Genomic DNA, 13,142 nt, shown 5'->3' on the forward strand with positions numbered 1-13,142 from the left:
TGCCACCCCAGCCCAGGGTCCGGCCGTCCGGGCGGAAGACCGACGTCGAAGGGCTTCCCCTCTTGGAGGCTCACAGCAGCTTGCGGCCGTGCTGCGTGAAGACGTGCGCAAGCTGCCCCCTGTCCCGCACCCGCCACAGCGGATCGCCCTCGCGCGACACCCGGGTCAACTCGCCGGTGCGTGGCGTGTGTCCGGCGTCGCCCGGGTCCAGGCCCAACTGCTCGGCGGATCCCAGCAGATACCTGCCGTGCCCGGCCAACGGGGTGAAGGCAGAGGCCGGGGGGCGTCGGTGCCGAGCCGGGCCCGCCCGGAGAAGCAGCAGTCCAGTACGACGACCACGGACCCGGCGCCGCACATCGTGACCGCTTCCCGCAGCGCCGAGAACGGCAGCGCCTGGTGGGCGGCCAGTCCCGGGGTCGACCGGTCGGCGGCGCGGGCGGCGAGGTACAGCTCGTCACCGGGGCCGATCGGCCCGTGCCCGACGGAGTACACGAGCAGGGTGCTGTCCGCCTGCCGTTGGCCTCGGTGATCGCGAGCGCCATCACCCGGGCGTCCGCCGTATCGACGAAGGTGCGCAGCCGGCCGGGAGCCACTCCGCGGCGTTCGGACAGGGTGGCGGCCAGATCCTCGGCACTGCGGCGTGCCGCCGGTACGGAGGTCAGCGGGAGGCCGTTGTGTGTCGGGGGGTGTAGATGAGGAGCACCCGGACGCCGGCGCGCCGCCGGGCACAGGGCCGGCGGGTGCGGCCGGTGGCTCGGCCGGCCGGGTCATCAGCCGCTGCCTCCGGGCGCCCGACCGCCGTCGAGGAGCCGGGAGATGTCGGCGGCGAATGCCTCGGATCCTGCGGGGGTATCGACCCGACGGGTTTCGCGGAGGTCTCCACCGAGGCGCCGCCGGGCCGGGTCGCCTTGACCGTGACGGCCCAGCGCCGGCTGCGGGTCCAGGCCACCAGCGCCGTGGCCAGCCCGGTGGCCGCCCGGCCGGACCCGAGCGCGACGGGCGGTCCGTCCAGCACCGGCCCAAGGGTGCCGGGCGCCGACGGGCGCTCCCGCGGGGCGACAGACGACGATGCGTACGTCCACGGGTTCCCCCGGTCCCGATCCGACGGCATGCCGGGCACCATGGCGGGGCGACGGGGGTGTGCCCCGCAGGGATCCGGCACCGTCCGCGACCCGGCGCCGAGCCCCGGGCACGGGAGGAATTCCGGAAGGACTTTTCAAGAAACCGGCTTTGACAGTCGGTCATCGCCGGAAGTGACGTGTAGAGTTCGGCGGCTCACGGTCGGCCGTACCAGAGAGCCCTTCACAGGGTGCCGAACCTCCGGCAAATCACCTGAAAGGTGGCCGTACTTACGCTCGGTGCTTCACCCGATCCGGTGTGTGACTTCCCTCACGCCCACAACGGAGAAAATGGGGAACTACCAGCATGGTTTCCGGCTGGGGACGGCTGACGCGCGGTGATCGACATGCGGCTACCTGTCGCACGAGTACGGCAAGGCAAGGCATAGTGGGGACGTCGCCGCCGTCGAGTGTGACAGGCATCACAAAAGCCTGGTTTCACTTGCGTACGCGTCGGTAACCGCATTCGGGCAAAGGAAAGAGCCCCACCCGACGCCGGCCAAGCATCCCGGTGGAGCTCTCCCTCGCACCCCGTGTGCAGTGCGGCCGACCTGTCCGGTCGGTCAGGCCCCGGCCCTCGGGTCGGGGCTTTCCGCTACCAGGGCCAGTTCAGCGCGATCTCGTAGACCGCGCGGACCAGGAGCCCCAGCCACCGGGCGGCCCGCTCGGGCCGGTCCCGCCTGCTGCAACAACGGCAGTGCCCCTCAGACTCGTTCGGCTCAGTCATCGGGACCTATCACCCCTGTTCCTCTGGAAGCTGCGGATTTCGCAGCACCGCGGATGCCCACGGCCTTCGTGGACCCCGCGCGGGGAAGTCCACGCGTACCCATAGGCCCCAGGGGTAAGGGGTGAGGAGACTTTACCGGAGCCCGACGGATCCCGTTTCCCGCCAACCTCCCTACTAGCAAAAGCGAATTGGCACCCCGTGCCATGCCGAGCGGTCGCATAGAGGGCGGACCCCGAAGCTCAAGGGACGCTCAAGCTTCCTAGCTGCGCGGGGGCGTGACGACGCGTCTGATACGCCGTGCCAGCTCGGGGGACCGGCGTGCTGAAGCTCACACAAGAAGCGCACGCTACGAGTGAACGTACGCCCCCTGACCCCGTGCGCTCCCGGACACCGGAGCCGAAAAACGATGTATTCGCGTATGCATCCAGCACGGGACCGCGTCCGGCCGGACCGGCCCCCCGGGGCGTGGATTCGGACCAGTGGGGACGGGTAGGACTTCGACATCTCCGCCGACGACCCGAGGGCTTCCTCTCCGCCCACCGGCCCGGCGGCACCACCCGGCCCCGCGGCACATCGCGGTCGTCGTCGCGGCATGCGGCACGCGGCGCCGACGCCGGGGAACATCCGGGTGCGCTGCGGGAAAAGGGGCCGTGCGCGCTTCGGCAATCCTCGCCGCACGGGGCGCTTTAGCGTCGGTCACCGGCGTATCCGCCCTACAAAGCCAGGAGACACACATGTCCGATGCCGCAGAGCCCGTACGACCCGTGCTCGAACCCGCGGCCGCCGCGTTCGCCGAGGCGACCGCCAATCCGCCCTACCTGTTCGACCTGCCCCCGGCCGAGGGCCGCAAGACCGTCGACGAGGTGCAGTCCGGCGAGATCGACAAGCCGGCCGTCGACGAGGAGTGGGTCACCGTTCCGGGCGGGCCCACCGGTAGCGTCCGCGCGCGGATCGTCCGGCCCGCCGGTGCCACCGGCACCCTGCCGGTGATCCTCTACATCCACGGCGCCGGCTGGGTGTTCGGCAACGCGCACACCCACGACCGCCTCGTGCGCGAACTCGCCGTCGGCGCCGAGGCGGCCGTCGTCTTCCCCGAGTACGACCTGTCGCCCGAGGCCCGCTACCCGGTCGCGATCGAGCAGAACTACACGGTCGCCCGCTGGGTCGTCGACGAGGGTGCCGACAAGGGTCTGGACGGCACGCGCCTCGCGGTCGCCGGAGACTCGGTGGGCGGCAACATGACCGCCGCGCTCACCTTGATGGCCAAGCAGCGCGGCGGCCTCCCGCTGCTCCAGCAGGTGCTGTTCTACCCGGTGACGGACGCGAACTTCGACACCCCTTCCTACCACCAGTTCGCCACCGGCTACTTCCTGCGCCGCGACGGCATGCAGTGGTTCTGGGACCAGTACACGACCGACGAGGCCGAGCGCGCCCAGATCACCGCGTCCCCGCTGCGCGCCGAGACCGAGCAGCTGGCCGGCCTGCCCCCGGCGCTGGTCATCACCGGTGAGGCGGACGTGCTGCGCGACGAGGGCGAGGCGTACGCCAACAAGCTCCGCGCGGCCGGGGTCCCCGTCACCGCCGTCCGCTTCCAGGGCATCATCCACGACTTCGTGATGCTCAACGCGCTGCGCGAGACCCACGCCGCCGAGGCCGCCATCTCGATGGCCGTCCACACCCTGCGCACCGCCCTGCACGGCGCCTGAACCCCGAGGAAAGCCAGTCCATGACCACGCCCACCGTCCTCCTCGTCCACGGCGCGTTCGCCGACGCCGGCAGCTGGACCGGCGTCATCTCCCACCTCCAGCGCCACGGCGTCCCGGTGATCGCCCCGTCCAACCCGCTGCGCGGCCTCGCCGCCGACGCCGCCTACGTGGCCTCGGTCGCCGCCCAGATCGACGGCCCCGTCGTGCTGGTCGGCCACTCCTACGGCGGCGCGCTCATCACCGTGGCGGGCACCACCGAGAACGTTGTCGGCCTCGTCTACGTCGCCGCCTATGTCCTGGAGGAGGGCGAGAGCCTCGGCGAGCTCCAGGGCCGCTTCCCGGCCTCGCCGCTGGTGAGCAACCTCAAGCAGTGGACGTACCCGGTACCGGGCGGCGACCCGGCCGTCGAGGTCACCATCGCCAAGGACGCCTTCCCGTCCGTCTTCGCCGCCGACGTGCCGGCCGAGACCACCAAGGCGCTCGCGGCGGCGCAGCGCCCGCTCGCCGCCGCGGCCTTCGAGGAGACGGCCACCGCCGCCGCCTGGAAGACCAAACCGTCCTGGGCCCTGGTGGCCGCCGCCGACCAGGCGATCAACCCGGAGGTGGAGCGCTTCGGCGCGAATCGGGCCGGCGCGACGATCACGGAGCTGGAAGGCGCCTCCCACGCGGTGGCCGTCTCCCGGCCCGAGGCGGTCGCCGACCTGATCCTCGAGGCGGTCCGCGCGACCGGCTGACCGGAGGCCTCTCCGGAGGCGGTCCGCGACCGGCCGACCCATGGCCCCGAACGGCCGCGCAGGCGACTCCCCTGGCCCGCGCGGCCGTTCGGCATGCCCTCCCGGCCACGGGCACGAAGCGGGCCCCTTCCCGCTCACACACGCACGGACCTGCGCGGGCCCGGCCCCGGTTCGCAGACACACACGGACAGACACGGGGGGCACGACCGTGTGTGTGCGCTGACGCGCACACACACATGCGCTGTCGGACAAGGCGGCAAGGTGTTCCTCGCCTAGCGTCACCGGTGTACACAGCGCACCAACCGCAGGAGACGGACCATGACCACCGACATCACGCCCACCGGCAGCCAGCCCCGGCTGCACCAGAAGGGCCGCATCATCCAGGAGTTCGGCACCGTCAAGCAGTTCCCGCTGGCCCTGTCGTACGAGGCCCGCATGTACTCCTGCCAGCGGCTCAACAAGGCCCTTGCCGACACGCAGATCCTCTACGGCCTCTACAAGAAGCACCACTGGCTGGTGCGCGGCGCGACCTTCTACCAGCTGCACCTCGTCCTGGACCAGCACGCGACGCAGCAGCTCGCCCTGGTCGACACGCTCGCCGAGCGCGTCCAGACGCTGGGCGGCGTGGCCGTGGGCGACTCCCGGCACGTCGCCGAGCTCACCTCGATCCCGCGTCCGCCGGACGGTGTCGAGGAGGTGCCCGCGATGCTCTCCCGGCTCCTCGAAGCGCACGAGACCATCCTGGCCGACGCGCACGACGCGGCGGCCCGCGTCGCGGAGCTGGGCGACGACGGCACCAACGACCTGCTGGTCTCCCAGGTGATCCGCACCGGAGAACTCCAGGCGTGGTTCCTCGCGGAGCACCTGGTCGACACGCCCCTGGTGCGTGTGTGACACGGCGCTGACCGGAAGCCGCCCGGGCGGGGCGGAACCAGGGCGGGGCGGAGCCACGTACCCGCCCTCGACCCGCGGCTGGTCTCGATCGCACGGGCGGCGGAGCCGAAGACGCCGAGACCGACGACGAGGGTGTCCCCGCGCGGCGACGCCCCGGCCGCCCGGGCCGGGGCGTCGGCCACGCGTTGATCGGTACGGCCGCTGAGCGCCCCCGGGTACCCGTCAAGGCCAGGTCCGGCGCCAGGGCAGGCCGGCGACGCTGCCCGGGCGGAGCCGGCGACCGGATCGGTACGCCCTGTTCGGATCGCCCCGGGAGTCAGTGGGAAGGCGCCGGGCGCACCGGGTGCTTGCTCATGACGGAGACCCGGTTGAAGGCGTTGATGGTGATCGCGACCCAGATCACGGCGGAGATCTCGTCGTCGGACAGGACGGGGCGGGCGAGGGCGTAGGCGGCGCTCTGCGCGTCGGCGTCCGCCGGGTGGGTGGTGGCCTCGGCCAGGGCCAGTGCCGCGCGCTCGCGCGGCGAGAACAGCTCGGTGTCGCGCCAGGCGGGCAGCACGCCCAGCCGCTGCGCCGTCTCGCCGGCGCGCAGGGCGGCGCGGGTGTGCAGGTTGAGGCAGTAGGCACAGGCGTTGAGCTGGGACACGCGGAGGTTGACCAATTCGACGAGGAGGCGGTCCAGCCCCGCGTCGGCGGCGGCCGCGCGGACCGCTTCGGCGGTCGCCGTCATCACGCGGTAGGCGTCCGGACTCTGCTTGTCGACGAACACCCGTCCGCCTGTGGTCGCCGTCACGGTCTCGGCCACGTGATCTCCTTCATCGCGCGATGTTCCGATGTACGTCCTATCATCATCCAGTGAATGTTGAAAATCGAACTTTCCTTTGCGGGAGAGGAGCAGACCGGTGAGCAACACGGAAGCGGCGCCCGCCGCGCACGTCCCCGAGGCCGGGACCGGCGTACCGGCGCCGGCCGGCGTCGAGGTCCTCACCCCGCGCGACGTGCCCCTGGGCGGCCCCAGGGCCATGCGGGTACGACGCACGCTGCCCCAGCGGTCCCGGACGCTGATCGGCGCCTGGTGCTTCGCCGACCACTACGGGCCGGACGACGTGGCCTCCAGCGGCGGCATGGACGTCGCCCCGCACCCCCACATCGGCCTCCAGACCGTGAGCTGGCTCTTCAGCGGCGAGATCGAACACCGCGACAGCCTCGGCATCCACGCCTATGTCCGGCCCGGCGAGCTGAACCTCATGACCAGCGGGCACGGCATCTGCCACTCCGAGGTGTCCACTCCCGAGACCACCGTCCTGCACGGCGTGCAGCTCTGGGTCGCCCTGCCCGGGGAACACCGCGGCACCGCGCGGGACTTCCAGCACTACGCGCCGAAGCCCGTGCCGCTCGACGGCGGCGAGGTCCGGGTCTTCCTCGGCACCCTCGCCGGTGACACCTCCCCGGTGCGCACGTTCACCCCGCTGCTGGGCGCCGAACTGCACCTGGCCCCCCACGCCACCGTCACGCTGGACGTCGACTCCGGCTTCGAGCACGGAGTCCTGGTCGACACCGGCGACGTCCTCTTCGACGGGACCCCCCTCGAGCCGGCCGAACTCGGCTACGCGGCACCGGGCCGCCCCGCCCTCACCCTGACGAACCAGTCGAACGAACCGGCCCGTCTCATCCTGCTGGGCGGCCCGCCGTTCCAGGAGGAGATCATCATGTGGTGGAACTTCATCGGCCGGTCTTACGAAGAGATCGTTCAGGCCCGCGACGAGTGGGTGGCGGGGGACCGGTTCGGCTCGGTCGAGGGCTACGACGGTGACCTGCTCCCTGCGCCCGAGCTTCCCACGGTGCCGCTGAAACCGCGGCGGAACCCTCGTTGACCAGCTGAAATGTGGGGGGTCCGCTGACACAATGCTGGCTTTACCGACGCGTCATCAATTCAGGCCGGCGGTGATCGCCGCTGATCGGCAGTAGTGGCTGCGTTTGTTGCCGAGGCGGAGCCCTGCCCAACGACTGCCGCGCCGCCTTCGATCAGCCGTCCGAACCGCTCGTCGGTGTCCCGCCGCAGCTCACTTCGAGGTTCTCGTGGGGTCCAGCGCTGGTCCTCCCAGCCGTGCGCGGTCGGTCCCTTGGCCAGTTCCGCCTCCAATACCGCATACCCCGGTGATACCGCAGAAGATCGCCGCCGTCAGCCGCTACGACACCACGAGTTCAACCTCAGTAACAAAATGTCCCGCGAGCTGACCGGAGAATCCACACCAACCTCTCGCTCACAGCGGCGTGAACGTTGACCAGATGCTCTCTAAGAACCTCTAATCCCTGAAATCTGCCTCGTGCACTACAGGAACAACGAGCCATACACCATCAACAACATCGCCTTCCAGACGTTGGCGGCCGCAGGCGTGTTCGACGGTCCACTTGGTGCGGACAGCCATGGACGATCTGCTTGGGCAGCTTGTGAGAGGGCCGGGGCACCGCCGCATCGCAGTCGGGCCTACGTCCGACGGGTGGCGGCCGTGCTGCGGGCCGGTGGTGTGGGGGGTGTGGTGGTGACGGCGGGGCGGGGCGGTGCCGGGGCGCGGTGTGGGGGCAGGATGCCGACGGTCGCGCCGAGGTCCTCGGCCGTGTCATGGACTTCGCGGGTGAGGAAGTCGAGTCGGCGGCCGAGGGCGGCGAGCCGGGCGCCGATCTGCTGGCCGCGGACGGTGTCCAGGGCGTAGGAGAAGCGGGACGCGGTGTCGAGGAGGCGCTCCAGCCGGACGAGGGAGCCGGCTTCGTAGCGGGGCTGTGCGGCGGTGAGCAGGGCCTCGGAGACCTCGCCGGCCGTACGGGCCTCGACCATCTCCTGGAGCAGCTCCTGTGCCGGCCGCTCGGGCGTGGGCTCGGGCCGGTTGAAGCGGGAGGCGGCGTCCGGGCGCAGGACTCCGGGCGGGACCGCGCGGGACAGGGCCCGGCCTCCGGGACAAGGTTGACAAGGTGGACGGGCACAACCTCCAGTACTGGGGATGGGCCTCGGACCGGGCTCACGGGCGCGTCAAAATCATTGTCAAGGCCCGCTACGCTCGCAGGACGGACGATAGGCGCTATGACGCCGGAGAAAGGCAGGTGATCGGCGTGATCACCGCGTACTGCAAGGGCATGCGGAAGTGCCCGAACCGGGTGAATGGGTAATTCGATGGACGAAGTCGAGCGTGAGATCGCAGACCTCCAGGTCGAGGTGGCCTCCCTCCTGTCGGACCACGTCTACGCCCCGCTCCTGGAGGACCAGCACGTACGCGGAGTCCTGCCCGCCCCGTCGCAGGCGCCGGCCGTCCGGGGAGTGCTGGGTGACCGGGGCGAGACCAGGCCGGAACGGCTGACCGCCTACGAGATCCCCCTCAGGGACGGCGAGGATCTGCGCACACCGCACGACGTCGTCGCACTGCTCCGGGCCGCGCACACCGGCACCCACATCTACCCGCGCAGCCGGGTCACCTCGGTCATGGGCATGGACCTCTACCTCGTCGACCCGGCGGAGGTGACGGAGGCTCCGTTCACCACGGACGACTGGTCCGCCACACTCCTGCGCTGCCTGGCCCGTCCGACTGATCCGGCCGAGGACCGGCACGGAGCGCGATTGCGCGGCTTCCTGTTCCGCGAGGAGGGGCTGCTGCGCCTGTACATGGACAGCGACGAGGTCCCCGGAGTGATCGCCGCCGACGTACGCCCGGGTGGTGCGCTGACCGCTGTGCTGGCGGCTCTGCCATCCCTGCTCGATGAGGAGTACCGGATCGTGAAGGACGCGATCGACCCCCACTGTCGGTACGTGGTGGACATCACCGACTGGTGAGTGCGCACCGCACTTGCCCTCAGGCACCGGTCAGGCTGCGAAGGCGACGTAGATACCGAGGGTGAGGCCGGAGAAGGTGATGAGCCGGCGGGGCTTGAGGCAGGCGAAGGCGGCGTGCATGCCAGTGCCGGCGAGGACCGCGTACAACCCGAGGAGCAGCGCAGGCTCCCGGAGGGTCCGAATCGCCGCCGTTTCGCGTGTCTGGCCAAGGCGCCGGTCCGGTGGTTGCCGACTGCCGGCGTCGAAGCTCATGCCTCGCCTGCGCAGCAACGCGCGGACGCTCACGCTCACTTCGGGGCCGGGTGCAGCACGTCAGGTACGTGCCGGTGCCGCGCACCGAGTGCTGCCCGTCGTATCCGACACCACGGGCAAGACGGAGATGGACGGCGTTTCCGCGGAGATCTTGAGGGCGTGCGGAAGCCGTTCTCCGAGTGCGATCATCTCGATGAGGTGAGCGACCAGCAGCACCGGTGGAACCGCCTTGCCGTCCCACCCAGGAGGAGCCGGGGCGCGGGAGGCACCGCGGGCGGCCGGGAAGTGCCGCCACCGTGATCTGCGGCCGTGGCCAGGCACGTCGCGTCGGCGTGCTGTGATGCGGCGCAGACGGCGTCTTGGCCGAGGGACAGCCCGGGTCATGTCGCGTGCAGCGTGGCCAGCTCCGAACACAGTTTCTTGATCCCGTCCTCGGCGACCTCGTAGGCGCTCGGCACGCCCGGAACCGGCTCGTCCTCCCCGGGGATCCAGAACTTCCGCCTTGTCAGCCGCAACGAATCGAGGAACTCCGGGATGGCGTTGAAGACCTCGATGAGCAGCGGTCCGTCGTACACGGGCAGGATGGGGACGAGGAACGCGCGCCAGGGGATCCAGCTGTCCGCGACCTCGCCGCGGTCCGGCGGGGACACCTGCACATAGTGCAGGCGCCGGTGGTCGGCGGCGTCCCGGATGTCGCGGCGGTACGCCTCCGGGCCGCTGCTGCCGAGGACGACGTGGGAGCTGTCCACGGCAACGCCGACATGCGAACTGCGCACTCCGGCGAGGAAGTCGAGCACGTCGCGCACCATGTTCGGAGCTGGTGTCTCCCAGTGGTCGACGGGTTCGACGGCGACCTGGACGCCCTTCTCCGCCGCGTATGCGCCGAGCTGGTCGAAGAGCGGCTGCGCGACACGGTACCGGGGCTGCAGCCAGTCCTGCAGCGCGTCACTCCACAGCGTTTCGCCGTTGACGGTGGGAAACACGTTGTAGGGGAACAGGACGGGGCCCGCCATGATGGTGCCGCGCAGAGCCGCTGTGATGTCCACCCGGGACTTGAGGTAGGCCAGGGCCGCCTCGCGTTCCTCGGCGTTCAGTGATGTGGGGTTGTAGGTCGATGTCGTGGCCACGTTGGTGGTCAGACCCACGTCCTCCAGGCCGGCCGCGTCGAGAGCCTTCCTGAGCTTTTCGTAGCGGGGTACGTCCGCTTGGGGGTCGCCCTCGCCGTTCGGGAGAACGGGCATGTCGAAGCCCGTGTATCCGATGTCCCGCAGTTTCTTGGACTGCCGGTCGTGGTCATCGGGTGGGCCGGTAATAGGCCGCTACGGGGGCTCGCGCCTCGTCGTGGAGGGCCGGACCGTCGTGCGGCACCGTCGGCCAGGCGCCCGACGGCGGGTTGAGCGCGACGAGTTGCCCGGTCGACAGCGCGTAGACGACCCGGCCGATGCCGGAGCGGACGATGCCGCCGTCGCACATGCCGCACGGCTGGCAGCTGGTGTACAGCGTGGTGCGGGCAGCCGTGTCCGGGGCGAGTTCGCGGGCCGCCCAGCGGGCGAGCTTCAGTTCCGGGTGGGCGGTGATGTCGTTGTCCCGCCGGACCGTGTTGTGTGCTTCCGCGAGCACGGTGCCGTCCGGTGCGGCCAGGAGGGAACCGTACGGCGCGTCGCCCAGGGTGACCGCGTGGGCGGCGATGCCGATGGCACGCCGCAGAAGGGCCTCGTCGGCGGAGGTGATCATGATCGAGTGCTCCAGTGGGTGGCCACGGTGGTGAGCGCCCGCCATGCCGCGTCGGGCCGGCGGGTCTCTTCCGGGTCTCCGTGGTAGGGGTCGAGTACGACGGTGTCCGCGCCCAGCAGGCGCAACTGGTCGAGATCGTCGAGGATCTGCTCGACGGTGCCGGTGCCGGCGGGCCGGTCGCAGGCGTCGACCGGTGCGCTGGTGACGCGCAGGGCGACGCGGGGCGCGAACCCCGGCAGCGCGTGCCGTCGCAGGACCGTACGCATGTGGGGGAGGGAGAGCCGCAGCGGGTGCCAGGCGTCACCGAACCTCACGGCGCGCCGCAGGGCCGCCTCGCTGTGGCCGCCGACCCAGACGGGAAAGCCGCCCCCCTGGCGCCCCGCGTCCCTGGCCTCCCCAAGGACGCCGAGGCACTCGTCCGTCAGCCGGCCACGCGCGGTGAACGGCACGCCCAGCGCCTCGAATTCCTGCCGGGCCCAGCCGACGCCCACCCCGAGGACGAACCGGCCGCCGCTCAGTCGGTGGAGGTTGGCGGCCATGCGGGCCACCAGGATGGGGTGCCGGTACGGCAGGACGAGCACGGTCGTGCCCAGCCGCACCGTGGTGGTGAGACCGGCCAGCCATGACAGGGTGGTGAACGGCTCGTAGAACGGCTCCGGGTACCGCTCGGCCACGTCCGGCGTGACCGCCACGTGGTCCGACACCATGAGGGTGCCGAAGCCGAGGCCCTCCGCGAGCCGCGCCCATTCACGCAGGATGCCGGGATCGGTCCCCAGGCCGAAATTCGGTACGTTGACGCCGAGTTGCATGACCCGAGGCTATCCCGGCGATCATGGCGAACGGAACGGAAACCTCCCTGTGTAGCTGCTGCTTCTCCGTGATTTTGCTGGTACTTTCGCCGCATGGCCGGGAATCTTGATCACGTCGACTGGGCGATCATCGAACAGCTGCAACGGGAGGCCCGCATCTCCCTCAGCGAACTGGGCCGCCGCGTGAACCTCAGCCCGTCGGCCACCACCGAACGCGTCCGCAATCTGGAGGCCCTGGGCGTCATCACGGGCTACCGTGCCGAGATCGACCTGGCCAAGGTCGGCTACCCCGTCCTCGCCGTCGTCCGCCTCAAATATCCGGGCAACCGCCACGAACCGCTGCGCGGCCTCCTCGCCGAACGCCGCGAGATCCTGGAGTGCCTGCGCACCACCGGCAACGACTGCTACACCCTGAAGGTGGCCGCGACCTCCATGGAACATCTGGAGACCCTCATGGACGAACTCGCCGGCTTCGGCAGCACCACCACGAACGTCGTCTACAGCCAGACCCTCCCCTACCGCGGCCCCACCGCCCCCGACTGACAGCCGATCCGCCACCCGGCCGTGGCGGAAGGGGCGTCCGGGCCCCGCACGATCACCCACGGCGTCACGTGTGGTCCGCCCATTCCTCGCGGAGCATCCCGAAGAGCACGCGGTCGTAGCGCTTCCCGTTCAGCAGCACGGCCGACCGACGGCGGCCCTCCTCGCGGAAGCCCAGCCTGGTGAAGGCGCGCACAGCGCGCTCGTTGCCGCTCCAGGTGTCCAGTTCCAGCCGGCTCAGACCATACGCGCCGAACAGGTGGTCCACGAGCAGCCGCAGCGCGTCACCGCCGTGGCCGCGGCCCCAGAACTCCCGCTCGCCGATGGTGACTCCCAGCGTGGCCACTGAGGCGTACGGGTCCAGGTCCCGGTAATCGGCCATGCCGATCACCCTTCCGTCTGCCAGGTCCTCGACCGTGAACACGGCCGACTCCCTCGGGCTCAGGCGCAGCATGGTGTCGAAGCCGAGCCCGATCGCCTCCGCCGTGACCGGGCCGAAGCAGGGATCGCCGGCCGCGGCCCAGTGCACCACTTCCGGGTCGTTGCGCCACCGAAGATGATGTTCCGCGTCTTCTGAGCGCAGCGCTCGCAGCCTTACCAGTTTTCCCTCGAACATCGCGCGATTCTAATCGACCGAAGAACCGGTACCCGGTCCCGGCGGAGCGGACCGGCAGGGCACGACCCATCGGCAGTGCTGTCCTCCGTCGCGAGGGGGGTGCCTCTATGTCTTTCGTCAAGCGAGGCGTGGGGTTCGGGGTTCGTAGAAGGTGCCGTCGCGGAGCATCGCGAACAGCACGTTGATCCG

At 70.8% G+C, this 13,142-nt stretch carries 15 protein-coding genes; 6 read left to right on the plus strand and 9 right to left on the minus strand.

Going from position 1 to position 13,142, the window contains the following annotated elements; genetic code table 11:
• Positions 1 to 165: 165 nt before the first annotated feature.
• Both ACZ4W9_RS17395 and ACZ4W9_RS17400 read right to left on the minus strand, forming a co-directional pair.
• Complete coding sequence (locus ACZ4W9_RS17395) at positions 166 to 492, minus strand: hypothetical protein (RefSeq protein WP_467936482.1); 327 nt, start codon at positions 490 to 492, stop codon at positions 166 to 168.
• A 166-nt stretch (positions 493 to 658) separates the two neighbouring features.
• Complete coding sequence (locus ACZ4W9_RS17400; RefSeq protein WP_467936484.1) at positions 659 to 1,123, minus strand: effector-associated constant component EACC1; 465 nt, start codon at positions 1,121 to 1,123, stop codon at positions 659 to 661.
• A 1,456-nt stretch (positions 1,124 to 2,579) separates the two neighbouring features.
• Here ACZ4W9_RS17400 and ACZ4W9_RS17405 point away from each other — a divergent pair.
• The 3 genes from ACZ4W9_RS17405 to ACZ4W9_RS17415 all read left to right on the plus strand — a co-directional run bounded on the left by ACZ4W9_RS17405 (position 2,580) and on the right by ACZ4W9_RS17415 (position 5,179).
• Positions 2,580 to 3,551 carry an alpha/beta hydrolase gene (locus ACZ4W9_RS17405; RefSeq protein WP_467936486.1) on the plus strand — a complete coding sequence of 324 codons (972 nt, stop codon included), beginning with the start codon at positions 2,580 to 2,582 and terminating at the stop codon, positions 3,549 to 3,551.
• 20 nt (positions 3,552 to 3,571) lie between these two features.
• On the plus strand, positions 3,572 to 4,285 hold the full coding sequence (locus ACZ4W9_RS17410) for an alpha/beta fold hydrolase (protein ID WP_467936488.1): 714 nt from the start codon (positions 3,572 to 3,574) through the stop codon (positions 4,283 to 4,285).
• Positions 4,286 to 4,603: 318 nt separating this feature from the next.
• Positions 4,604 to 5,179 carry a Dps family protein gene (locus tag ACZ4W9_RS17415; protein ID WP_467936490.1) on the plus strand — a complete coding sequence of 192 codons (576 nt, stop codon included), beginning with the start codon at positions 4,604 to 4,606 and terminating at the stop codon, positions 5,177 to 5,179.
• A gap of 316 nt (positions 5,180 to 5,495) precedes the next feature.
• Here ACZ4W9_RS17415 and ACZ4W9_RS17420 read toward each other — a convergent pair whose 3' ends face one another.
• The gene (locus ACZ4W9_RS17420) at positions 5,496 to 5,984 is read right to left on the minus strand and encodes a carboxymuconolactone decarboxylase family protein (RefSeq protein WP_467936492.1); all 489 of its coding nucleotides are present in this window, start codon (positions 5,982 to 5,984) and stop codon (positions 5,496 to 5,498) included.
• 97 nt (positions 5,985 to 6,081) lie between these two features.
• Here ACZ4W9_RS17420 and ACZ4W9_RS17425 point away from each other — a divergent pair, with 97 nt between their 5' ends.
• Positions 6,082 to 7,053: a pirin family protein gene (locus tag ACZ4W9_RS17425; protein ID WP_467936494.1), complete on the plus strand. Its 972-nt coding sequence runs from the start codon at positions 6,082 to 6,084 to the stop codon at positions 7,051 to 7,053.
• Between the two features lie 614 nt (positions 7,054 to 7,667).
• Here ACZ4W9_RS17425 and ACZ4W9_RS17430 read toward each other — a convergent pair.
• Positions 7,668 to 8,015, minus strand: a complete 348-nt coding sequence (locus ACZ4W9_RS17430; RefSeq protein WP_467936496.1) for a hypothetical protein — start codon at positions 8,013 to 8,015, stop codon at positions 7,668 to 7,670.
• A 333-nt stretch (positions 8,016 to 8,348) separates the two neighbouring features.
• Between ACZ4W9_RS17430 and ACZ4W9_RS17435 the strand changes: the two genes are divergently transcribed.
• A complete protein-coding gene (locus ACZ4W9_RS17435) occupies positions 8,349 to 9,002 on the plus strand; it encodes a hypothetical protein (protein WP_467936498.1) in 654 nt (217 codons plus the stop codon).
• A 30-nt stretch (positions 9,003 to 9,032) separates the two neighbouring features.
• On the opposite strand, the gene ACZ4W9_RS17440 is transcribed toward ACZ4W9_RS17435, so the two are convergent.
• The 4 genes from ACZ4W9_RS17440 to ACZ4W9_RS17455 all read right to left on the minus strand — a co-directional run bounded on the left by ACZ4W9_RS17440 (position 9,033) and on the right by ACZ4W9_RS17455 (position 11,797).
• The gene (locus ACZ4W9_RS17440) at positions 9,033 to 9,254 is read right to left on the minus strand and encodes a hypothetical protein (RefSeq protein WP_467936499.1); all 222 of its coding nucleotides are present in this window, start codon (positions 9,252 to 9,254) and stop codon (positions 9,033 to 9,035) included.
• A 380-nt stretch (positions 9,255 to 9,634) separates the two neighbouring features.
• Positions 9,635 to 10,567 carry a sugar phosphate isomerase/epimerase family protein gene (locus ACZ4W9_RS17445; RefSeq protein WP_467936522.1) on the minus strand — a complete coding sequence of 311 codons (933 nt, stop codon included), beginning with the start codon at positions 10,565 to 10,567 and terminating at the stop codon, positions 9,635 to 9,637.
• Positions 10,548 to 10,988 (minus strand): nucleoside deaminase, encoded by a 441-nt coding sequence (locus tag ACZ4W9_RS17450; protein WP_467936500.1) that lies wholly within the window; start codon positions 10,986 to 10,988, stop codon positions 10,548 to 10,550. Before ACZ4W9_RS17450 ends, ACZ4W9_RS17445 begins: the two co-directional genes overlap by 20 nt.
• Complete coding sequence (locus ACZ4W9_RS17455) at positions 10,985 to 11,797, minus strand: LLM class flavin-dependent oxidoreductase (RefSeq protein WP_467936501.1); 813 nt, start codon at positions 11,795 to 11,797, stop codon at positions 10,985 to 10,987. Before ACZ4W9_RS17455 ends, ACZ4W9_RS17450 begins: the two co-directional genes overlap by 4 nt.
• A 93-nt stretch (positions 11,798 to 11,890) precedes the next feature.
• Here ACZ4W9_RS17455 and ACZ4W9_RS17460 point away from each other — a divergent pair, with 93 nt between their 5' ends.
• Positions 11,891 to 12,340, plus strand: coding sequence for an Lrp/AsnC family transcriptional regulator (locus ACZ4W9_RS17460; protein ID WP_467936503.1), 450 nt, complete (start codon positions 11,891 to 11,893; stop codon positions 12,338 to 12,340).
• Positions 12,341 to 12,404: 64 nt separating this feature from the next.
• Here the strand turns inward: ACZ4W9_RS17460 and ACZ4W9_RS17465 are convergent, their stop codons facing one another.
• Entirely contained in the window at positions 12,405 to 12,953 is a 549-nt protein-coding gene (locus ACZ4W9_RS17465) for a GNAT family N-acetyltransferase (protein ID WP_467936505.1), read from the minus strand.
• Positions 12,954 to 13,142: the final 189 nt, after the last annotated feature.

The sequence above is a fragment of the Streptomyces sp. NPDC029296 genome (assembly GCF_055569255.1).